This window comes from Haematobacter sp. (assembly GCF_032102465.1).
GTDB lineage: Bacteria > Pseudomonadota > Alphaproteobacteria > Rhodobacterales > Rhodobacteraceae > Haematobacter.
On record NZ_DAMDHB010000007.1, the window covers coordinates 75,843 to 95,489 of the forward strand.

21 protein-coding genes are annotated in these 19,647 nt (G+C 64.5%); 9 read left to right on the forward strand and 12 right to left on the reverse strand.

All coding sequences use genetic code 11. The annotated features are described in order from the left end of the window. Positions 1-7 precede the first annotated feature (7 nt). Entirely contained in the window at positions 8-883 is an 876-nt protein-coding gene (locus RT513_RS06960) for a ParB/RepB/Spo0J family partition protein (RefSeq protein WP_290684396.1), read from the forward strand. On the opposite strand, the gene RT513_RS06965 is transcribed toward RT513_RS06960, so the two are convergent. The 5 genes from RT513_RS06965 to rph are packed head-to-tail and all read right to left on the reverse strand — an operon-like array spanning position 852 to position 4,075. Continuing rightward, positions 852-1,214, reverse strand: a complete 363-nt coding sequence (locus tag RT513_RS06965) for a YbaN family protein (RefSeq protein ID WP_290684394.1) — start codon at positions 1,212-1,214, stop codon at positions 852-854. The two genes, RT513_RS06960 and RT513_RS06965, sit on opposite strands and share 32 nt — an antisense overlap. A 2-nt stretch (positions 1,215-1,216) precedes the next feature. Further along, the gene (hemW, locus tag RT513_RS06970; protein WP_290684392.1) at positions 1,217-2,389 is read right to left on the reverse strand and encodes a radical SAM family heme chaperone HemW; all 1,173 of its coding nucleotides are present in this window, start codon (positions 2,387-2,389) and stop codon (positions 1,217-1,219) included. Further along, the gene (locus RT513_RS06975) at positions 2,386-2,760 is read right to left on the reverse strand and encodes a RidA family protein (protein WP_290684390.1); all 375 of its coding nucleotides are present in this window, start codon (positions 2,758-2,760) and stop codon (positions 2,386-2,388) included. Before RT513_RS06975 ends, hemW begins: the two co-directional genes overlap by 4 nt. Next, entirely contained in the window at positions 2,757-3,365 is a 609-nt protein-coding gene (gene rdgB / locus RT513_RS06980; protein ID WP_290684388.1) for an RdgB/HAM1 family non-canonical purine NTP pyrophosphatase, read from the reverse strand. Before rdgB ends, RT513_RS06975 begins: the two co-directional genes overlap by 4 nt. Beyond that, complete coding sequence (rph, locus tag RT513_RS06985) at positions 3,362-4,075, reverse strand: ribonuclease PH (RefSeq protein WP_035743380.1); 714 nt, start codon at positions 4,073-4,075, stop codon at positions 3,362-3,364. The genes rdgB and rph overlap by 4 nt, the downstream gene beginning before the upstream one ends. A gap of 138 nt (positions 4,076-4,213) precedes the next feature. On the opposite strand from rph, the gene hrcA reads away from it, so the two are divergent. Then, positions 4,214-5,275, forward strand: a complete 1,062-nt coding sequence (hrcA, locus tag RT513_RS06990; RefSeq protein WP_290684384.1) for a heat-inducible transcriptional repressor HrcA — start codon at positions 4,214-4,216, stop codon at positions 5,273-5,275. Positions 5,276-5,278: 3 nt separating this feature from the next. Further along, positions 5,279-5,821, forward strand: a complete 543-nt coding sequence (locus tag RT513_RS06995; RefSeq protein WP_290684382.1) for a nucleotide exchange factor GrpE — start codon at positions 5,279-5,281, stop codon at positions 5,819-5,821. A 50-nt stretch (positions 5,822-5,871) separates the two neighbouring features. Here the strand turns inward: RT513_RS06995 and RT513_RS07000 are convergent, their stop codons facing one another. The 3 genes from RT513_RS07000 to RT513_RS07010 are packed head-to-tail and all read right to left on the reverse strand — an operon-like array spanning position 5,872 to position 9,699. After that, the gene (locus RT513_RS07000; RefSeq protein ID WP_290684380.1) at positions 5,872-7,191 is read right to left on the reverse strand and encodes a cytochrome c; all 1,320 of its coding nucleotides are present in this window, start codon (positions 7,189-7,191) and stop codon (positions 5,872-5,874) included. A 12-nt stretch (positions 7,192-7,203) separates the two neighbouring features. Further along, positions 7,204-8,973 (reverse strand): GMC family oxidoreductase, encoded by a 1,770-nt coding sequence (locus tag RT513_RS07005; protein ID WP_290684378.1) that lies wholly within the window; start codon positions 8,971-8,973, stop codon positions 7,204-7,206. A 3-nt stretch (positions 8,974-8,976) separates the two neighbouring features. Next, entirely contained in the window at positions 8,977-9,699 is a 723-nt protein-coding gene (locus RT513_RS07010; RefSeq protein WP_290684376.1) for a gluconate 2-dehydrogenase subunit 3 family protein, read from the reverse strand. Positions 9,700-9,876: 177 nt separating this feature from the next. On the opposite strand from RT513_RS07010, the gene RT513_RS07015 reads away from it, so the two are divergent. From RT513_RS07015 to RT513_RS07035, 5 genes are all read left to right on the forward strand, one after another. After that, entirely contained in the window at positions 9,877-10,908 is a 1,032-nt protein-coding gene (locus RT513_RS07015; protein ID WP_290684374.1) for an LLM class flavin-dependent oxidoreductase, read from the forward strand. Positions 10,909-11,047: 139 nt separating this feature from the next. Continuing rightward, complete coding sequence (locus tag RT513_RS07020) at positions 11,048-11,572, forward strand: RBBP9/YdeN family alpha/beta hydrolase (protein WP_088215908.1); 525 nt, start codon at positions 11,048-11,050, stop codon at positions 11,570-11,572. A gap of 79 nt (positions 11,573-11,651) precedes the next feature. Further along, positions 11,652-12,401, forward strand: coding sequence for an ABC transporter permease (locus tag RT513_RS07025; protein WP_290684371.1), 750 nt, complete (start codon positions 11,652-11,654; stop codon positions 12,399-12,401). 30 nt (positions 12,402-12,431) lie between these two features. Then, a complete protein-coding gene (locus RT513_RS07030) occupies positions 12,432-13,442 on the forward strand; it encodes an ABC transporter substrate-binding protein (RefSeq protein ID WP_088215906.1) in 1,011 nt (336 codons plus the stop codon). A gap of 26 nt (positions 13,443-13,468) precedes the next feature. Continuing rightward, entirely contained in the window at positions 13,469-14,275 is an 807-nt protein-coding gene (locus tag RT513_RS07035) for an ABC transporter ATP-binding protein (RefSeq protein WP_313533808.1), read from the forward strand. 52 nt (positions 14,276-14,327) lie between these two features. Here RT513_RS07035 and RT513_RS07040 read toward each other — a convergent pair whose 3' ends face one another. Then, positions 14,328-15,257, reverse strand: a complete 930-nt coding sequence (locus RT513_RS07040) for an XdhC family protein (RefSeq protein WP_290684366.1) — start codon at positions 15,255-15,257, stop codon at positions 14,328-14,330. A 159-nt stretch (positions 15,258-15,416) separates the two neighbouring features. Here RT513_RS07040 and RT513_RS07045 point away from each other — a divergent pair, with 159 nt between their 5' ends. Beyond that, on the forward strand, positions 15,417-16,601 hold the full coding sequence (locus RT513_RS07045; RefSeq protein WP_290684364.1) for a MalY/PatB family protein: 1,185 nt from the start codon (positions 15,417-15,419) through the stop codon (positions 16,599-16,601). Between the two features lie 466 nt (positions 16,602-17,067). Here RT513_RS07045 and lpxK read toward each other — a convergent pair whose 3' ends face one another. Genes lpxK through RT513_RS07060 form a run of 3 tightly spaced genes read right to left on the reverse strand, consistent with a single transcriptional unit; the run spans position 17,068 to position 19,581 of the window. Next, positions 17,068-18,060, reverse strand: a complete 993-nt coding sequence (lpxK, locus tag RT513_RS07050) for a tetraacyldisaccharide 4'-kinase (RefSeq protein WP_290684362.1) — start codon at positions 18,058-18,060, stop codon at positions 17,068-17,070. Then, a complete protein-coding gene (locus tag RT513_RS07055; protein WP_290684360.1) occupies positions 18,060-19,346 on the reverse strand; it encodes a 3-deoxy-D-manno-octulosonic acid transferase in 1,287 nt (428 codons plus the stop codon). Before RT513_RS07055 ends, lpxK begins: the two co-directional genes overlap by 1 nt. Then, positions 19,339-19,581, reverse strand: coding sequence for a DUF4170 domain-containing protein (locus RT513_RS07060; protein ID WP_035712519.1), 243 nt, complete (start codon positions 19,579-19,581; stop codon positions 19,339-19,341). The genes RT513_RS07055 and RT513_RS07060 overlap by 8 nt, the downstream gene beginning before the upstream one ends. Positions 19,582-19,647: the final 66 nt, after the last annotated feature.

A 19,647-nucleotide genomic window follows, 5' to 3' on the forward strand; every position in this document is an offset into this window, starting at 1 on the left:
AGGCGGCATGAAGGAAAACAAACGTAGCCTTGGTCGTGGACTTTCGGCGCTGATGGCGGATGTTCAGGTTGAGCCTCAATCGGTGAAGCGCCGTGCGGAACTATTGATTCCGGTCGAGAAAATCGTACCCAACCCGGATCAACCTCGCCGGGATTTTTCGGGCGAGGCGCTGGAAGATCTGGCGAACTCAATTCGAGAAAAGGGCATCATCCAGCCGCTTATCGTGCGGGAGCGGCCGGGGGGCACATATGAAATTGTTGCGGGGGAGCGCCGCTGGCGAGCCGCGCAGATTGCGCAGCTTCATGAAATTCCAGTTATAATTCGGGACTTTAGCGACACAGAGGTTCTGGAAGTCGCGATTATTGAGAATATACAGCGCGCGGATCTGAATGCCGTGGAAGAGGCTCTTGGGTATCGCCAGCTCATGGACCGTTTCGGGCATACTCAGGAGCGCCTCGCAGAAGCCCTTGGCAAGAGCCGCAGCTATATCGCGAATCTGTTGCGCCTTCTTCAACTACCTGAAGAAGTGCTGAAATGGGTGAGAGAAGGTTTGCTCAGCGCTGGCCATGCCCGCGCGTTGATCACGGTGGCCGATCCCATTGCGATGGGCCGTCGTGTGATTGCTGAAGGGCTGTCGGTTCGCGAAACAGAGAAGCTGGCACAAAAACAGGCAACTCCCAAAGAGGCCCGTCCGCGTTCGGAAAAAGATGCCGACACTCGTGCGCTGGAAACGGATCTTGGTGCAACTTTGGGAATGCGGGTCGAAATCGCCCATCGCACGGGGCAGGGGAACGGGCAACTTACCATTCGCTACGCTTCGCTTGAGCAGCTGGACGATCTCTGCCGTATTCTTACGTCTTCGGCTCAGGTCGAGTCCATATGAATATACTGACAAGTGTCAGGATTACTCCCTGCGCCATGAGTGCCCAAGCAGGCAATCCGACAAAGGCGCTGACAAAGGCGAAGCCGACCGCCATGGACAGCACGGCTATCCATTTCGTCTGACGTCGAATAGCCCGGTTCGCCTCCCAGTCTCTGAGCGGCGGGCCGAAGATGCGATGGGCCATCAGCCACGCATGCATCCGCTCTGAGGAGCGGCCAAAGCAGAAGGCCGCCACTATTAGAAAAGGAACGGTCGGCATGATCGGCAGGACCGCGCCCACAAAGCCGAGCAGCACGAACAACCCACCGAATATCAGCCACAAGATGCGCATCGCTACCCCGGCAACAGGTCGCGGATAATGCCGTTCAGCACCATTCGGCCCCGCACCGTCGCGCGCAGGCGACCGCCCTGTCGTTCGAGCAATCCGAGTTCCTCCAACGACAGGATTGCCGCCTCATCGAGCGGTTTGCCCATGAGATTCTCATAGCGTAGAGAGTCCATCCCTTCCGCCAAACGGAGGCTCATCATCAGATACTCGGCCGCCTGTTCTTCTGCGGGCAGAGGGATGCGGGACGCTTCACCATTTCCAAACCTTTCCACCTTTTCCAGCCACGCGCCGGGCTGGAGAGGCGTGTCTGTGGCAAAGCGGCCCGCATGATTGCTCAACCGGCCGTGGGCGCCGGGGCCGACACCCGCATAGTCGCCGTAACGCCAGTAGATCAGGTTGTGCTGGGACTGCGCATCCTCTGCGGCGTGATTGGAAATCTCATAGCCCGGAAGACCGGCCGAGGCGCAGGTATCCTGCGTCGCGGCATACAGATCGGCGGAGAGATCTTCATCGGGCAGGCCGCGCAGACCGCCCGCAGCGTGCCGTGCTCCAAAAGCCGTGCCATCCTCGATGGTGAGCTGGTAAAGCGACAGGTGATCAATCGCCATGGAAAGCGCCTCGCCAAGTTCGGCCTGCCACTCGGACAGACCCTGATCCTGACGGGCATAGATAAGATCGAAACTGACCTTGTCGAAGGTATCCCGCGCAATGGTGAACGCCTTGCGCGCTTCGCTCGCGGTGTGCAGCCGTCCCAGACGACGCAGATGGTCGTCATTCAGCGACTGGATACCCATTGAAAGCCGGTTTACCCCGGCCTCGCGGTAGCCACGGAAGCGATCGGCTTCCACAGAGGTCGGGTTCGCCTCCAAGGTGATCTCTATGTCATTGGCAAAGGGCCAGACGCTCCGGGCCGCTTCCAGCACACCGGCGACCGTCTCTGGTGCCATCAACGACGGTGTTCCGCCTCCGAAAAACACGGTGTTAAGGATCCGCCCCGGCGCATCCTGCGACAAACGCCGGATTTCGCTTTCATAGGCGGCAAGCCATCTCTTCTGATCGACCTCCCGCGCCACATGGGAGTTGAAGTCGCAGTAGGGACATTTCGCCTGACAAAACGGCCAATGGACATACAGCCCGAAGCCCGCGTTTCGCCAGTCTTCCGATGCGGTGAAGCTCATCCGCGCAGCGCCGTGACCTCAATCTCCACGAGCATTTCGGGATGGATGAGGTCTGCAAAGACCATGGTCGCCGCAGGGCGGATCTCACCAAACGCCGCAGCCAGCGCCGGAGCGAGATCATCCACCAGCCCCCGGTTGGTCACGGTATATTGAACGCGAACGACATCGCAGAGGTCAAACCCGGCGTCGGCAAGCGCTTGCCGGATGACGTTCAGGGCGTTTTCTGCCTGCCGCGCGATATCGGGCAGAAAGCGTCCGTCACTCTCCGCCCCGGTGCAGCCGGAAACAAAGCACCAGTCACCGGCCACGACAGCGCGCGAATAGCCGATCACCGCCTCATAGGGGGAGCCGCTGCTGATACGCTTTTTCATGTGAAGCACCCTTCCACCAGTTTGCGGAACGCCTCGGCACGATGGCTGATGCGATTCTTTTCCGACGTCTCCATCTCTGCGAACGTGGTGTCCCGGCCCGTCGGTTGGAAGATGGGGTCGTAGCCATGGCCGTTGTCGCCCCGCGGGGGCCAGACGATCTGCCCGGGCATCACGCCCTCGAAGGCCTCGTCATGTCCGTCCGGCCAAGCCAGAACGAGCGTGGAGACAAAGCGCGCCGTCCAGGGCTGCGGAGCATTCCGCTCCTCCAGCAGGTCATGGACCTTCCGCATCGCCATCGGGAAGTCCCGTCCATTTTTCGTCTCTGCCCAATCGGCTGTATGTACGCCCGGCGCCCCGTTGAGGCCATCAACCTGAACGCCGGAATCGTCTGCAAGCGCCGGAAGACCGGTTGCCTTTGCCGCCGCATGGGCCTTGATCCGTGCGTTGCCGACGAAAGTCTCCTCCGTCTCCTCGGGTACTGGCAGGGCCATCTGCGCAGCGCCGGTGACCGCCACGCCATAGGGGCGCAGCAGTTCCGCGATTTCTTCCAGCTTGCCGGAATTATGCGTGGCGACCAGAAGGCGATCGGAGGTGAACTTCCTCATGCGACCGCGACTTTCTGCGCTTCTATCAGGGTTTTGACGCCGGATTCTGCGAGGTCGAGCAGGCCGAACATCTCCTCCCGAGAGAAGGTGGCGCCTTCCGCCGACATCTGTACCTCGACGAGGCGGCCTTTGCCCGTGATCACAAAATTCCCGTCGGTGCCTGCTTCGCTGTCTTCCGCATAGTCGAGATCCAGCAGGGCCTGACCCGCATAGATGCCACAGCTCACGGCGGCGACATGATCCATGATCGGGTCGCTTGTGATCACACCCGCCTTCAGCAGCTTGTTGACGGCGAGGCGGAGCGCGACCCAGCCGCCGGTAATTGCGGCACAGCGGGTGCCGCCATCTGCCTGAAGCACGTCGCAATCCACGGTGATCTGCCGTTCTCCCAGAGCCACCCGGTCAACCGCTGCGCGGAGCGACCGGCCGATCAGCCGCTGGATCTCCTGCGTGCGGCCGGACTGCTTGCCCTGCGCGGCTTCCCGGCGCGAGCGGGTGTGGGTGGACCGGGGGAGCATGCCGTATTCCGCCGTTACCCAACCCAGTCCCGTGTTGCGCAGGAAGGGCGGCGGCTTGTCCTCTACAGAGGCGGTGCAGAGCACATGGGTGTTCCCGACCTTGATGAGGCAGGAGCCTTCCGCATGTCGCGTGAAACCCGGTTCGATTGAAATCGGGCGCAATTCGCTTACCTGTCTGCCGGAGGGGCGCATGGAAAATCCTCTCGTCATCTCATGTCGGGCTGGTTTCCGCGCCAGTTACAGGGCGCCCCCCTCACTATGCAACCCCGATCGACGTATCGCCGATTGACGATCGGCCGCGTCGATTCTTAAATCGTCTGCGGAAGTGCCATGCAGGACGGATCGAAAATTCTCTCTCAACTCAATGATCGCTCGCGGGAGGTGTTCCGGCGGGTTGTGGAGTCGTATCTGCAGAACGGCGAGCCCATCGGGTCGCGCACGCTGACCCGCGCCATGAGTCAGCCGATCTCTGCCGCGACCATTCGCAACGTGATGCAGGACCTGGAGCTGCTCGGACTTCTGGACAGTCCGCATGTCTCCGCGGGGCGCATTCCGACGCAGCTTGGCCTTCGGATGTTCGTGGACGGTTTCATGGAAATCGGCACGGTGGAGACGGCGGACCGCCAGCGGATCGAAGCGAATTTCGCCTCCGGCTCCGGTGAGGTCAGCAGTGTGCTGGACCGGGTGGGTTTCGCGCTCTCGGGGATCACGCAGGGGGCGAGCCTCGTGCTGATGCCGAAGCATGAAGCGCCGGTGCGTCACATCGATTTCGTCAGCCTGGCACCGGACAGGGCGCTGGTGGTTCTGGTGTTCTCCGACGGGCAGGTGGAGAATCGCATTTTCACCCCACCGGCGGGTCAGACCCCGTCCTCCATGCGGGAGGCGGCCAATTTCCTGAACGCGCTGCTGGAGGGCCGGACGCTGTCGGAATTGCGGGTCAGCATTTGTCAGCAGATGGAGACGCGGCGGCAGGAACTCGACACGCTGTCGCGTGAGCTGGTGGAAAGCGGCGTCGCGCTCTGGGACGATCATGGCGAGAGCTATGAGCGGCTGATCGTGCGGGGCCAGTCCAACCTCCTGTCGAACTCAGACGACCTGGAACGGATTCGCAGCCTGTTCGACGATCTGGAGCGGAAACGCGATCTGGCCGAGTTTCTGGAGCTTGCCGAGGAGGGGGAGGGCGTGCGCATCTTTATCGGATCGGAGAACAAGCTTTTCTCACTTTCGGGTTCCTCTCTCGTGGTGTCTCCCTATATGAACGCTGACCGTAAGATCATCGGCGCCGTGGGTGTGATCGGCCCGACGCGGTTGAATTATGGCCGGATCGTCCCGATTGTGGACTACACGGCGCAGCTCGTCGGCAAGCTCATGTCCGACCGGGCGAAAGGATAGGGAATGGCAGAAGAAAAGATCGATGGTGTGACGGACGGCGCGGATGAGGCGCTGGAAGCCAGCTTCGAGGCAGAGCTTGAGCAGGTGAAAGCCGAGCGTGACGAATTCCGCGACCGCTTCATGCGAACTTTGGCGGATGCGGAGAATTCCCGCAAGCGCTCCGAAAGGGATCGCCGGGAGGCGGAGCATTACGGCGGCACCAAGCTCGCCCGTGACATGCTGCCGGTCTATGACAGCCTGAAGCGGGCGCTCGACCATGTGACGGATGAACAGCGCGCAACGTCGGCCGCCTTCATTGAAGGGGTGGAGTTGACGCTGCGAGAGCTGCGCAACATTTTCTCCAAACACGGCATCACCGTGATTTCCCCCGCTGTGGGCGACACCTTCGATCCGCAAATCCATCAGGCGATGTTCGAGGCGCCGGTCCCGAATGTCGCCGCCGGCGGCATCATTCAGGTCATGGGCGAAGGCTTCATGATCCATGATCGTCTGCTGCGACCGGCTCAGGTAGGTGTCTCCTCCACTCCCGCCAGCAAGATTCAATAAGATCAAAGCCCCCAGATGGGGGCTTTTTCATGTCCTCAAGGCTTTTTCGTTCAGTTGGAGGCCGAAGCCTCTCCCGTTCGGCTTTCCCGCAACGGCGCCACCGTGGCGGCGGTCACCGGAGCGGCGTCGTTCGTCCAGGCCTGGCGCAGGAAAGTCGCGAGTTCCGCCACCTCCGCATCCGACAGGCGATGGCCGAAGTCGGGCATCCGCAGACGATAGGGCCTGATCTCGGTGGAGGGCGCGGTGGAGCCGTGCAGGATGACCTCGATGAGCCCGGTGGGAGAGGGCGCATTGACCAGGAAATTGCCATCAAGCTCCGGGAAGACCTCATCCGCGCCCTTGCCGCTGACGAAATGGCAGGCCCCGCAATTGTCCAGGTAGAGCCGCGCGCCAAGGGGCATGTCCCGCGTCGGATGGGTCAGCAGAGCGACCGTCGGTGCGGGATCCCGTACGGGCCGGGGATCGGCCGGATCTGCAATGGACTTCAGATAGGCGACCATCGCGTCCAGATCGCTTTCCGTCCAGTGCTGGGTCGACTCTTCCACCACAAGCGACATCTCTCCCGTCACCGCCGCATGGGCGCTCCGGCCGCTGGCAAAGAGCATCTTGAGCTGCTCCGCGCTCCAGAGAGCCACGGGGCTTTTGGCTCCGCGCAGGTCGGGCGCTGTCCAACCGTCGATCTCTCCGCCGCGCAGGAAGCTCTTGCTCGAGGCATCCGTGCCGTCCTGCGCCATGACGAGGTTCCGGGGGGTGTGACAGGCCCCACAATGGCCTGGCCCCTCCACGAGATAGGCGCCGCGGGCAACTTGCGGATCCTCCGTATGGGGACGGAAGCCGGGCTGCTCCAGCGCCACCCAGTTCCAGGCCCGGATGCCCCAACGCTGGTTGAAGGGGAAGGGCAGGCTCGTCTCCGGCCCCTGATGGTGCACGGGGGCCACTTCCTCGGTGAAGTAGTGGTAGAGCGCGCGGACATCCTCCTCCGTCAGCTTGCGGTAGTTCTCATAGGGCATCGCGGGGTACAGATGCGCGCCATCCGCGCGGATGCCGTCGTAGAGCGCCGCGCGGAACTGATCGAGCGTATAGCGCCCGATACCGGTTTCGGGGTCGGGCGTGATGTTCGTGGAGTAGATCGTGCCGAGCGGGCTGTCTATCGGTCGCCCTCCCGCGAAGCGCTCACCGCCTTCGGCAGTATGACATGCGGCGCAATCCCCCAGATACATCGCATATTCCCCCGCCCCTGAGGGAATCTCGTAATCGGCGGGCAGAGTGGTGAGCGGCGGCGTCGGGCGGTGCGGCACGAAGATCATCGCCAGCGCGACCACGACCCCGATGAGCGCGAGGCCGAGGAGCAGGCGCAGAAACGTCAGCATGGCGCGACCTCCTCAGACCAGCGGGCGGGGGTTGGAAAGATATTCGGTGCGGATCGCGTGCGCCGCCCAATAGGCCAGCGCGCCCACAAGACCGGTGGGGTTGTACTGGATGTTCTGCGGAAAGGCCGATGCCCCCATCACGAAGACGTTGTGCTTGTCCCATGTCTGGAGATAGCGGTTCACCGCCGAAAGCGACGGATCCGCCCCCATGATCGCCCCGCCGACGTTATGCGTGGTCTGGTAGGGCCGCACGTCGTAACGGCTCGCATGGGTCATGTAGGAGGAGGTCTGGAAGTCGGGAGCCATCGACTCGGCGATGGGCTCGATCTTTGATTTCATGAACTGCGTCATGCGGATATCATTCGGCTTCCAGTCGAAGGTCATCCTGAGGAGCGGGCGCCCGAACCGGTCCTTGTAGGTCGGATCGAGGTCGAGATAGGTATCCCGATAGGACATGTTGGACCCGTGGGATCCGATGGACATGGACCGTCCGTACCAGTCCTTCACACCGCTCTTCCAGCTGCTGCCCCATTTCGGCGTCTCGGGCGGCAGGCTCATGGAGCGTATCGGCTGGCCGTTGGTGATCCCTGCGGAGATGTAGCTGCCGCCGATGAACCCCTCGCGCCCGAAATCGATCTGGCTGATGGCGAAATCGTCGATACACATGCCGTTCGATCCTGCTCCGACGAACGGGTTGAAATTGCGTTCCCGAAAAAAGAGCGAGGTACCCCCCAAGACCTGATAGGCATAGTTGCGCCCGGTTACGCCCTCCCCGCTGGCCGGGTCATACGGCCTGCCGATGCCGGACAGCAGCATGAGATGCACGTTGTGAAACTGATAGGCGCAGAGAATGACCAGGTCGGCGGGCTGAAACACCTCCTCCTGCGTCGCTTCGTCGAAATAGGTGACGCCGGTCGCGGTCTTGCCGTCGGGGGCAAGCTCCACGCGCATCACTTCCGCCTCCGTGCGATAGGAGAAGTTTGGCTTTCGCCGCAGTGCGTCCAGAATACAGGTCTGCGGCGAAGACTTGGAGTAGTTCAGGCAGCCATAGCGTTCGCAGAACCCGCAGAAGTTGCAGGGGCCAAGCTGCATTCCGTATTCGTTCACATAGGAGCGGGAGGCGTTGGCCGCAGGGCGCGGAAAGGGATGATAGCCCATGGCGCGCGCCGCCTCTGCGAACATCGTGGCATCCAGCGTCTGCGGGAGTGCAGGCATGGGATAATCGCGGGAGCGGGGAGACTCGAACGGATTACCGCCCGGAATGATCTGCCCGCGTATGTTCCCCGCCTTGCCGGAAATGCCCGCCATGTATTCGAAGCGGTCGAAGAACGGCTCCAGCTCCGCATAGGTGAGAGGATAGTCGTAAAGATCCATGCCCGCGGGAATGATCCCCTCGCCCCAGTTCTCGCGCACATAGGAGCGCAGGCGGAACTCGTTCTCCATCGGCCGCCAGTTCTGGCCGTTCCAGTGAACCCCGGCGCCTCCCACCCCGTCGCCGGGCAGGAAGGAGCCGAGCTGCCGGTAGGGCAGCGCCTGCTCCGTCAGCGTGCGCCGGATCGTCAGGGTGGAGCGAGAGGGCTTCTGCATGAGTTCGAGCCGCACGCCATAGCGCAATTCGTCGACGATGTTGGGATACTGGAAATCCGGCACGGTTGCCCGGTCCTTGCCGCGCTCGAGCGCGACGACCTCCAACCCCTCGGTTGCGAGCTCCATGCCAAGGATGGCACCTGTCCATCCGAGCCCCACGATGACCGCGTCCTTCTTCTTCTCGGTGCGTGCCATCGCTCAGGCCCTGTCGCCGGAGATCGACACGGGGCCGAGCGGATAGGGCACATCCCGTTGATCAATCGATTCCAGAAAGCTGCCGCGCGCGCCGGGAAAGCCGATATGCACCCAGGCCTGCATTCCATGGTTGCCGCCATACATCGGGTCCGCGAAATACCCCTCCTTCGTATTCTGGAGAAGAAGGTCGCCGAAATCCCGCATCTCCGGCGGCAGCGGAACCTTTCCCGCCATCAGCGCCGTGATCGCCTCATCCTGCTCTGCGGCGGCGAGGTCGGCAAAGGCCGCGCCCTTCTGGCGGATGCACCAGTCGTTGAAGATCGGGATTGCGCCCCGGTAAATCTGCGCGGGCGACAGCGGGCTCTGATAGCCGAGATGCGGATCGGCATCGGGCACATGGGGCCCCTGCATGTAGAGGGTCGCAGCCCCGCCGAAGTCGCCCGAGAGCTGGCGGTCGATGAATACCGGCACCCGCGCCTCTATCGCCCCCGGCCCCTCGCCTTCCGAAGGGATGAGCCGTGCCACCGCCGCCAGGATGAAGACCCATTCCGCGTCGCTGAGAAAGACGCGCTGATAGCGGTCGAGCGGGGGGACATCCTCCGTCCGCCCGAACTCTGCCCGGGTCAGCGCGGGCCGGGCAAAAGCCGCAACCGTGACGCCGACCGCCCCGCCCTGAAGAAAGCCGCGTCGTGTGGCGGAGAGGTCGCGCGTCGAGCGTGGGGGCATGGGGTGTCCTTTTTGGCTGGGCAAGAGGCCTCTGGCGATATGCGGGGAGGGCTGCCGCTCGAAGGCAGACCCACGCCCCCAACGCCGGAACGCGGGGCGGGTTCCGCAGGCAGGCCGCCCGATCTGGAACATTTCGGCCAGAGTGCCTATCTGCCAGAAAACCATTGAGGAATTCACATGGCACAGGCTCTGGAACTCGGTCTCGACACGTTCGGGGACGTCATGAATACTGCCGCCGGCGGGCCGGAAACCCACGCGCAGACCATCCGTAACGTGGTGGAGGAAGGGGTTCTGGCCGATAGCCTCGGCCTCGACTTCTTTGGGGTCGGGGAACATCACCGCGCCGATTTCGCCGTCTCCGCTCCGGAGGTGGTTCTGGCCGCCATCGCCGCGCGAACCGAACGGATCCGCCTTGGCTCCGCCGTCACGGTGCTGTCCTCGGACGAGCCGGTGCGGGTGTTTCAGCGGTTCTCCACGCTCGACGCCATCTCCGGCGGGCGGGCGGAGGTGATCGTGGGGCGCGGCTCCTTCACTGAGAGCTTTCCGCTCTTCGGCTATCCGATGGACCAGTACGAGCGGCTTTTCGAGGAGAAGCTCGCGCTCTTTGCCGAGCTGGCGAAGGGCGGGCCGGTCACCTGGCAGGGAAGCGTGCGTGCGCCGCTGAAGAACACCGAGGTGTTTCCGCCGCTGGAGCAGGGACCGCTGCGCACCTGGGTCGGGGTCGGCGGCAGCCCGGAATCGGTCGTGCGCGCGGCGAGCTATGATCTGCCGATGATGCTGGCGGTCATCGGCGGCGATCCGAAACGCTTCCGCCCCTACGTGGACCTCTATCACAAGGTTTTTGCCCAGACGGGCGCGCCGGTGCAGCCGGTGGGAATGCATTCGCCCGGCTATGTCGGGGTGAATGACGAAACCGCCAAGGCGGAGTTCTTCGGCCCCTATGCGGAGATGCACGACCGGATCGGCGCGGGCCGGGGCTGGCCGCCGCTCCGGCGCGAGGATTTCGAGCGGGAGGTGGAGCAGGGCGCGCTCTGCGTCGGCGGGCCGGAGACGGTGGCCCGCAAGATCGCCCGCTCGGTGAAGGCTCTGGGCCTTGTGCGGTTCGACCTGAAATATTCCGCCGGACCGCTGCCGCATGACAATCTGATGCGCTGTATCGAACTTTACGGAACCCGTGTCGCACCGATGGTGCGGGACATGCTGGCCTGACCCCAAGCTGGCCTGACCTTCAGCCGCCAAACCCCGGATCGGGCGATGTTTTTGGGAACCATCCCGGCTCTCGCCCGTTCATGACCCGGCAGTGCTCTCCCCGCAAGACGTAGAGAGCCTGCTTTTGTCCGGAGGTTTCATGGTCAAGATGCTTATCGTTCCCGGTCTGGGAGGCGCGCCTGCGCCGCACTGGCAACACTGGTTGGCAAGCACCGTTCCCGGCGCGCTTCTGGTGGAACAGTTGGAGTGGCATCGACCCTGTCCCCGGCAATGGGAGGTGGAACTTGCCGGTATTCTGCTTCAGCACCCGGGGGCGGTTCTGGTCGGCCATGGTCTGGGCGCCTCGCTGATCGCGCGCGTGATCGCCTCCTGGCCGCAGATCAGGGCCGGGGGCGCATTGCTGGTCGCTCCGCGGGGGCTGGAGATTTTCGCGCCGCCAAAATTGCCGCTGAACGTTCCCGCCGTGCTGGTCGCCAGCCGCAATGACCCCGCGCTGCCATGGCTGAACGCCCGGCGGCTTGCCGAGATATGGCAGGCCGATATGCTCGATCTCGGCCATGCGGGCGGGATCGACAGCGACAGCGGCTACGGCCCGTGGCCGCTCGCCCGCCATCTAGCGCAGCAGCTGGTGACGGAAGGGGGCGGGCTGCGCACGCTTCCCTGAAGGATTGCGCATGGGGGCTGGAAATCCTCCCGCCCCTCTGCTCTCTTGTCCACCGCGGCGGGGAGCAAGGATTGACGACGTGAAGGTTATCGGCCTCAGGCTGCTGTTTCTCGCGCTGATCCTTCTCGCATGGCAGATCACGGCCGAGAGGCTTCCACCGGGTCTGTTCGCGACGCCGCTTGCCACGCTATCTGCTGCGCGCCGGCTGTTTGCCGATGGCGAACTCACGACCGCGCTTCTGGCGAGCCTGCGGGTTTACCTGCTCGGTACGATCAGCGCGGGTGTCGTGGGTATCGTCGTGGGCGTGCTCATGGGCGTGGTGCGACCGCTCGGGCGCATGCTGGACATCTTTGTCTATGCCTTGGCCGCGACCCCCCGCGTGGCATTCGTGCCCCTCATCATCGTGCTCCTTGGGCTGGGGGTGGAGGCGAAGGCCTTCATCGTCTTCATGGGGGCGGTGATGCCCGTGATCCTCAACGCCTACACCGGCGTCTCCGAGGCCGATCCCGATCTGATGGAAATGGCCCGCGCGACTGGGGCGTCGCCGGGACGGATCTTTTTGCATGTCATCCTTCCGGGATCCTTGCCGATCCTGATGGTAGGGCTCAGGCTCGGTGCGACGATCGGGTTGATAAACACGGTCGTGGCGGAGCTTTACACCGCGGTGACAGGGCTTGGCGGCCTGCTGGCGATCTATGGCAACTCCTTTCGGATGGCCGAGTATTTCGTCGTCGTGCTCACTCTGTCTCTGGTGGGCGTTGCGGTCACGGAGACGCTCCGTCATCTGGAGAACCGGCTGACGCGGTGGAGAACCGCATCGGCCCGTTAAGGCGAGGGAAAGATGGGGAGAGGAAAACAGATGACTGTCAGAGCTTTGTGCGCGGCGGGCGCCGTCGCTATCCTGCTAGCAGTACCCGCGATCGCAGCACCCTTTCGGGTGATCGTGACCGATATGGAAACACCGCTGGTTCCCAATTCGGTCATGGAGCTGGCGAAGAGCGAGGGGTATTTCGACCGCGCCGGGGTGGATGTGGAATTCGTGCGCGTGCAGCAGACCCCGCTTGCCATTGCCGCGCTGCGCTCGGGTGAGGGGGAGATGGCCAATGTCGGGGTGGAGGCCCTCCTTCAGCTCCGCCTGCAGGGAGTGGACGACCTGCGCGCCGTGACCTCGCCCAACAAGGCGCTTCCCTACATGATCGTCGCCTCCGGTCTGACCTCCACGTCAGAGCTTCCGGGCAAGGCTTTCGGGATCGGGCGCATCGGCAGCGTGGATCACCTGCTCTCACTCCGGGTGCTGGCGGCAAAGGGGGTAGACCCGACCACGGTGGATCTCGTGCCGCTCGGCCAGCCGAACGTGCGGGCGCAGGCGCTTGTGGCGGGGCGGATCGCGGCGACAACCATGTCGATCGGCACCTTCCTGTCCATACCGGAGGCGGATCGCCTGTCCGTGCTGGTCGGGGTTGAGGATTTCTACGCCGCCGCGCCCGTCGTCTCCAAGGTCAATGCCGTCACGACGGCCGTGCTGGAGCGGCGTGGAGAGGAAGTCCGCGCGGTCATTGAGGCGATGACCCTCGCCGCGCGGGATTTCGCCGCCGACCCCGCGACATGGGTTGCAGCGATGGAGAAGGCCCGCCCCGACGTGTCCCACGAAACGCTCGTCAAGCTCGGTCAGGCCTTCGCGCAGAGCTGGAGCGTGAACGGCGGTCTGGAGAAGGCGGAGCTGGACACCACGGTGGACTGGCTTTGGGAGACCGAAGATTTCGCCGGCAAACCCCGGCCGGCAATGGAAAGCTGGGTGGATTTCGGACCTGAGGACGCCGTGCTGGGCAGGATCGGAGTGGCAGAGGGTCGGGACAGCCCCAGCAGATGATGGCTCCCGCAGATGATCGCCTGCCGATGACGAGTGCCGATTCCTACCTTGCCTTTGAGCATGTGTCGCACAGTTTCGCGGGCTCGCCCGCGGCGGCCTTGTCTGACATCAACCTCACGGCCCGGCAGGGAGAAACGGTCGTCCTGCTTGGCCCCTCGGGCTGCGGCAAGACCACGCTGCTGCGCATCGCCGCCGGACTGGTGCGGCCCACGGGCGGGAGGGTGCTAGTCCGGGGGAAGCGTCCGGTGCCGGGCGTTGAAAGCGCGATCGTCTTTCAGTCCTTCCGGCTTCTGCCGTGGAAGACCGTTGCGGGAAACGTGGCCTTCGCGCTTCCCGACCTGCCCGAGGTGCTGCGTGCAGAGCGCGTTCGGCGTTATGTTGATCTCGTCGGACTGACCCGGTTCGCCGACGCCTATCCGGCACAGCTTTCCGGCGGCATGCGCCAACGCACCGCGCTGGCGCGGGCTTTGGCGCGCGAGCCGGGGCTTTTGCTGATGGATGAGCCTTTCGCCAGCCTCGATGCCCAGTCACGTGAGCTCATGCAGGCGGAGACGATGCGCCTGACGGAAAGCGCGGCGCATGGCCCTGCGATCCTCTTTGTCACACATAGCGTGGATGAGGCGCTGTTGGTGGGCGACAGGGTGGTGCTGCTGTCGCCGCGACCGGGGCGGGTGGCAGAGGTCATCGATGTTCCGTTCCCCCGCCCGCGCTGGCGGCGCGATCCACGGGGAGAGCCGGAATTCGGCACACTTCGCCGCTATCTATGGGAACGGCTGCGCAGCATGGTGCTGACGGATCCGGCGTCGGATTTCTACGGCCGCCTTGCGGAGTAGCGGGGTCGGGCTCCTGCCGCGTGGCATGGACGGTGCCCGTCGAAAGACGGGTTCAGAGAGGGATGCGTTGCGCCTCTCCCAGCACCTCCGCCAGAACGGACGCAGCCAGCGTCCGGGGATCGCGCGCGGAAGGGATGAGACCGACCGGGCCGCGTGCCCGGGCAATATCCGCCTCGCTCACCCCCAGTTCGCGCATCCGTGCCGATCGCACGCGGCGTGCCCGCTGGCTGCCGAGGGCGCCGATATAGAAGGCGGTCGTCGTCAGCGCACCCTTCAGGATCTCCGGCTCCCAATCGTGATCGTGGAAGAACAGGACGATTGCCGTCCACGGATCGACCGCGACATCGGGCATGATCGGGCGCGGAAGGGCGGTCACGACGGCGCCGGAGCCGAGGAGGCTCTCGGGGTCCGGAGAAAACGCCTCGATGGGCCAGCCTGCACTTCGCACGAAGGCCGCGAAGGTGGCGGCCTCCGGCCCCCGGCCGAATACGAGAAACCGTAGATCAGGCGTAAGGGACAGGTGGAATCGGTCGCCCTCAAGCCCGGTCGCCGCCCTGCCCGCGGGCTCTTCCAAAAGGCGTCCGTCGGGCTCGACCACGAGAGAGATCGTTTTGCGCGCCTCCCGCGCCGCCACCGCTCTGGCAAGAACCGCCCGGTCGGGGCGGGGCAGGATCAGGATGTCCAGCCCGCCTCCGCAAGGCAGCTCTATGTCCATGAAGGGCGAGCCTGCGCCATAACGCAACCTGCGCGGAGCGCCATCCGTCAGGGCTTCGGCAGCGTGAAGTGCCACATCACCGTCGATGCAGCCCGAGGACAGCATCCCTATGCGCCCGCCCCCAGGCAACACGGCCATCATCGCGCCGACGGGCCGATAGGACGGCCCCTCCACATGGGTGATGATCGCAAGCGCGCCCTCCGGTGCGGCGGAAAGCGAGGCCAGCGGGTCTTCGGCGCGGGCGCTGGCAAAGATCGTATCGGCCATGGCTTGCTCCTTGATCAGCGGGCGGCTCGGTGGCGCATGTATCGGCAAATATGGGGATGCCGCAGAAATTCGCCACCACTTTCTCTTTCACCGCCAAGGATAGGGGGTTGCACCCCGAAACCCCGGAGATAAGGCTTCAGCCCAGAAAAGGAGATACCCATGACCTCTGCCCCCGATTTCGATGAGGTAATCGACCGCCGCGGCACGCATTCCTCAAAGTGGGACATGATGAGCCGGAACTACGGGGTGCCTGCCGACAGCGGCATCGCGATGTGGGTGGCGGACATGGATTTCCGTCCTCCCGAAGCGGTGCAGCGTGCGATCGAAAGCATGGCGCGGCACGGTGTCTATGGCTATTTCGGCGATGACGGGGCTTATCTTGAGGCGATCCGCTGGTGGATGGCCGAACGGCACCACTGGGATGTCGCGCCCGAGGCGATCATGACCACGCACGGGTTGGTGAACGCCACGGGTCTCTGCGTGCAGACATGGACGGAACCGGGAGATGGTGTCGTGCTGTTCACGCCGGTGTACCACGCCTTTGCCCGCGTCATCCGCGCCGCCAGGAGAGAGGTGGTGGAATGCCCCCTGGCGCTGGACGACGGCCGTTACATGCCCGATTTCGCCGCTGCGGATGCCAGGATGACCGGGCGGGAAAAGATGATGATCCTGTGTTCGCCGCACAATCCGGGCGGTCGTGTCTGGACGGTGGAGGAGTTGCGCGGCTTTGCCGATTTCGCCAAGCGGCACGGCCTGATCCTCGTCTCGGACGAAATCCACCACGATCTGGTCTATCCGGGGCAGAAGCACACGGCCATGCCGCTGGCCGCGCCGGACATCCTCGACCGTCTGGTGATGATGACCGCGACGACCAAGACCTTCAACATCGCCGGCGCCCATACCGGCAATGTGATCATCCCCGACCCGCATCTGCGCAAGCAGTTTCAGGCGACGCTGGGCGCGATGGGGATCTCGCCCAACAGCTTCGGTCTGCACATGGCCACCGCCGCCTATTCACCCGAGGGCGCGGCCTGGGTGGATGATCTGATGACCTATCTCGACGGCAACCGCCGGCTTTTCGATGAAGGCCTTTCGGCCATTCCGGGGCTTTTCTCCATGCCGCTGGAGGCGACCTATCTTGCCTGGGTGGATTTCACCGGTCTTGGCATGAGCGAGGCCGAAGTGCTGCGGCGGGTGGAGGGAGAGGCGGGTATTGCGGCCAACCACGGCACCACCTTCGGGCGGGGCGGGGACGGCTTCCTCCGCTTCAACCTCGCCACGCCGCGCAGCCGGGTGGAGGAGGCTGTGGACCGTCTCCGCCGCGTCTTTGCCGATATCCAGTAGCTGACAGGCTGCTGAATGAACTCTGAAGTCTGATACTTGCTCTGAAAATCAGGAAATCTGCCCGGGAATGACCCGGAATGTGTCAGATCATGAAACGGTTTTCGCTCCGGTACAGATCTGAAGGCTTGTTTCAGCAGCCTTTCAACAGGGTGCTGAAACAGTATTCCGAGGTTGCTCCGGGATGGAGAGCTTCCCTACATGGGTGAAGATCTCCCCGGAAACCGCAGGTTTCGGCTCGTGACTGGACCGCTTTTCTGGTTTTCGGCGCATGGCCGGGGAGGCCCACGACTTTTTCCAGCGGCCCGCTAACAGGCTGCTGAAAAAGGTTTTTTGGCCTGTGTTGAAGTGGAAATCGTTCGCAATCTGACGAAATCCAGCCGGAAATCTTTATACTTCCGGGCGTTTCCGGACCGATTTTCCGATTTCCGACACATAGGCATGACCGTTCGGACTTTTCCGCAGCCCGCTAAAGGCCGATCCGATCGAGGGCCGCATCCAGCGGCCCCCAGTCCTCCAGTACAAGGCGAACGGGCAGGGTGAGCACGCTGGAGCGGAAGGAGGCGGGCAACCGCGCCGCGTCCTTTTCCGTCGTGACGAGCTGCAACGCCCCTGTCCGCGCATCTGCCGCAAGCCGGTTGAGCAGCGGGGCTGAAAAGGCCGCATGATCCGGCAGAGCCTCCGCCCGCACGATCTCTGCGCCAAGCGAGCGCAGCGTGGCGAAGAACTTTTCGGGACGTCCGATTCCCGCAAAGGCCAGAACGCGAAGCCCCGCCCAGTCCATCCCGGTCTGAAGCGGGATCAGCGCACCGCGCAGCCGGGGCACCGGGATGCCCGCCCCCCATTGGCCATCGAATCGTGCCTGCGCAGCGGCATCGCCGATCGTCAGAAGCAGGTCCGCCCGCTTCAGTCCCTTCGCCACCGGCTCCCGCAGCGGCCCGGCGGGCAGGACGCGGCCATTGCCAAACCCCGTCGCCGCATCGGCGACCACGAGGGAGAGGGACTTGGCAACGGCAGGGTTCTGCAATCCGTCGTCCAGCAGCACGGCTTTCATTCCGCCTTCGATGGCCGCCCTTACCCCTGCCGCTCTGTCGCGCGCCACCCAGACCGGCCCGAAGGCGGCGAGCAGCAGAGGCTCGTCACCCACCTCCTCCGCCCGGTGGCGGGTGGGATCGACCCGGACCGGGCCGGGAAGCCTGCCGCCATAACCGCGAGAGACCACGCCCGCCGTTACGCCGCGCTCCGCCAGACGTTGGAGAAGCGCGATGACGGTCGGCGTCTTTCCCGTGCCGCCCGCGTTGATATTGCCCACGCAGATCACCGGGACATCCGGTTGAAGCTCGGGCGCGCGCGCGACACGCCGCGCAGTGGCGGAGGCGTAGATGCAGCCCAGCGGGCCAAGCAGCCGCGCACGCCAGTCCGGCCGATCCGGTGCAGTGAACCAGAACCTCGGTGCCTGCATCAACCCGCCCCGCCGATCTTAGCCGCCGCCGCCTCATCGAGCGCGCGGAGCAGAAGCTCCACGACCCGATCGGTGACCTCGGCGCCGCTGGACGTCACTTCCCACGCGTTGTGGGCCATCTGCGCCGCCCGGTCGGGAGCCAGCAACTCGCTGAGCGCGCTGCCGAATTCCGGCGCCCCCCGCAGCACCCGCGCCGCGCCCCCGCGCCCCAGCCGGGCATAGGCTGCCGTATGGGGGCCGGTCTTTGGTCCGTGCAGGATGGCGGAGCCGAGCGCAGCGGCCTCGTACGGATGCCGCGGCGTGCCCTTGCCCGAAAGCGTGCCGCCGAAATAGGTCACGGGAGCAAGGCGATACCACAGGCCAAGCTCCCCCTCCGTATCCGCGATATAGATCTGCTCTGCCTCCACCGGCTCCTCCTCCCGCGAGCGGAGCGCCACGTCCCAACCGTCGTCCTGAAGGCGGCGGGCAAGGGAGGGGCCGTTTTCCGGGTCTTCGGGAACCACGATCATCATGAGGCGGTGCCGCAATCCCAGAGCCGCACGGTGCGCGGCGATGGCCACGGCCTCCTCCGCCTCGGGCAGGCCCACGGCGAGCCAGACGGGACGCGCGCGGAGCATATGGGCGAGATCGTCACGCTCCGCCTCGGTGCAGGGAAGCGCGCCATGCCCCTCCTCCAGACGGCCCGAGATTTCCACCTGCTCAGGGCGCGCGCCCATGCGCCGCCAGTGCCGGAGCGCGGCTTCGTCCTGCACCAGTATCCTGGAAATCCGACGCAGCATCGCGCGGGAAACGCCGGGCCACCAGCGCCAGCCGCCCCGGGCCGGCGCGCTCACCCCGTCGATAACGATGATCGGGGTTCCGCGGCGATGACCGGCATCGATCACCGCGGGTATCAGTTCTCCGCCGACGAGAACGATCAGCCCGGGCTGCCAGTGTTCCAGAAATCGGGAGGCCGCGGCCTCCGTCTGGGGGCTCGCCGTGCCGGTCTCCTCGCCCGTCATCACCACCTGGGCGGCAGGACGAACGCGGCGGAGGCGGCGGACAAGCTCATCCGCCGCGGCCCGATGGCCGGCGGAGGCCAGATGGAACCACAGGACAGTCCCCTCAGGCCGTGCGGGAAGGAGTGCCCCTGCGTCGGAAGCGCCGGGCGGAGGGGCCGCCCCGATCCGCAGATAGGTGCGCAGCGCAAAGGATCCGCCGGTTTTCCCGGCAGCTATCGGTTTCGCATCCGCCGTGGCGGAAGGCAGGTTTTCGGCCCGTGAAGCCTGTGCGCCGAGGTCAGCCACCGAGCTCCTCGGTCGTGCTCGTTTCGCGCTCCTCATCGCGCAGGCGATGGAGATGCGCGATGAAGTAGCGGGTCTGGGCTTCGTCCACCGTGCGCTGTGCGGCCGATTTCCATGCCGAATAGGCGGAAGCGTAGTCCGGGAAGATGCCGACGATATCAATCGCCTTCACATCGCTGAAAACGGTTGAGGAGACGTCTTTCAGCTCTCCCCCGAACACGAGATGCAGGCGTTGCATGGGCGGTCCTTCCAGACTTGTTGAGGATGGCGGAAGTTACGACATGTGCCCGCGCGCCTCAAGGGA

What these genes read in the sequence shown, in the direction of transcription:
- RT513_RS06960 (WP_290684396.1), top strand. Translation starts at nt 8, where the DNA reads ATGAAGGAAAACAAACGTAGCCTTGGTCGTGGACTTTCGGCGCTGATG.
- RT513_RS06965 (WP_290684394.1), bottom strand. Translation starts at nt 1,214, where the DNA reads ATGCGCATCTTGTGGCTGATATTCGGTGGGTTGTTCGTGCTGCTCGGC.
- hemW (WP_290684392.1), bottom strand. Translation starts at nt 2,389, where the DNA reads ATGAGCTTCACCGCATCGGAAGACTGGCGAAACGCGGGCTTCGGGCTG.
- RT513_RS06975 (WP_290684390.1), bottom strand. Translation starts at nt 2,760, where the DNA reads ATGAAAAAGCGTATCAGCAGCGGCTCCCCCTATGAGGCGGTGATCGGC.
- rdgB (WP_290684388.1), bottom strand. Translation starts at nt 3,365, where the DNA reads ATGAGGAAGTTCACCTCCGATCGCCTTCTGGTCGCCACGCATAATTCC.
- rph (WP_035743380.1), bottom strand. Translation starts at nt 4,075, where the DNA reads ATGCGCCCCTCCGGCAGACAGGTAAGCGAATTGCGCCCGATTTCAATC.
- hrcA (WP_290684384.1), top strand. Translation starts at nt 4,214, where the DNA reads ATGCAGGACGGATCGAAAATTCTCTCTCAACTCAATGATCGCTCGCGG.
- RT513_RS06995 (WP_290684382.1), top strand. Translation starts at nt 5,279, where the DNA reads ATGGCAGAAGAAAAGATCGATGGTGTGACGGACGGCGCGGATGAGGCG.
- RT513_RS07000 (WP_290684380.1), bottom strand. Translation starts at nt 7,191, where the DNA reads ATGCTGACGTTTCTGCGCCTGCTCCTCGGCCTCGCGCTCATCGGGGTC.
- RT513_RS07005 (WP_290684378.1), bottom strand. Translation starts at nt 8,973, where the DNA reads ATGGCACGCACCGAGAAGAAGAAGGACGCGGTCATCGTGGGGCTCGGA.
- RT513_RS07010 (WP_290684376.1), bottom strand. Translation starts at nt 9,699, where the DNA reads ATGCCCCCACGCTCGACGCGCGACCTCTCCGCCACACGACGCGGCTTT.
- RT513_RS07015 (WP_290684374.1), top strand. Translation starts at nt 9,877, where the DNA reads ATGGCACAGGCTCTGGAACTCGGTCTCGACACGTTCGGGGACGTCATG.
- RT513_RS07020 (WP_088215908.1), top strand. Translation starts at nt 11,048, where the DNA reads ATGGTCAAGATGCTTATCGTTCCCGGTCTGGGAGGCGCGCCTGCGCCG.
- RT513_RS07030 (WP_088215906.1), top strand. Translation starts at nt 12,432, where the DNA reads ATGACTGTCAGAGCTTTGTGCGCGGCGGGCGCCGTCGCTATCCTGCTA.
- RT513_RS07035 (WP_313533808.1), top strand. Translation starts at nt 13,469, where the DNA reads ATGACGAGTGCCGATTCCTACCTTGCCTTTGAGCATGTGTCGCACAGT.
- RT513_RS07040 (WP_290684366.1), bottom strand. Translation starts at nt 15,257, where the DNA reads ATGGCCGATACGATCTTTGCCAGCGCCCGCGCCGAAGACCCGCTGGCC.
- RT513_RS07045 (WP_290684364.1), top strand. Translation starts at nt 15,417, where the DNA reads ATGACCTCTGCCCCCGATTTCGATGAGGTAATCGACCGCCGCGGCACG.
- lpxK (WP_290684362.1), bottom strand. Translation starts at nt 18,060, where the DNA reads ATGCAGGCACCGAGGTTCTGGTTCACTGCACCGGATCGGCCGGACTGG.
- RT513_RS07060 (WP_035712519.1), bottom strand. Translation starts at nt 19,581, where the DNA reads ATGCAACGCCTGCATCTCGTGTTCGGGGGAGAGCTGAAAGACGTCTCC.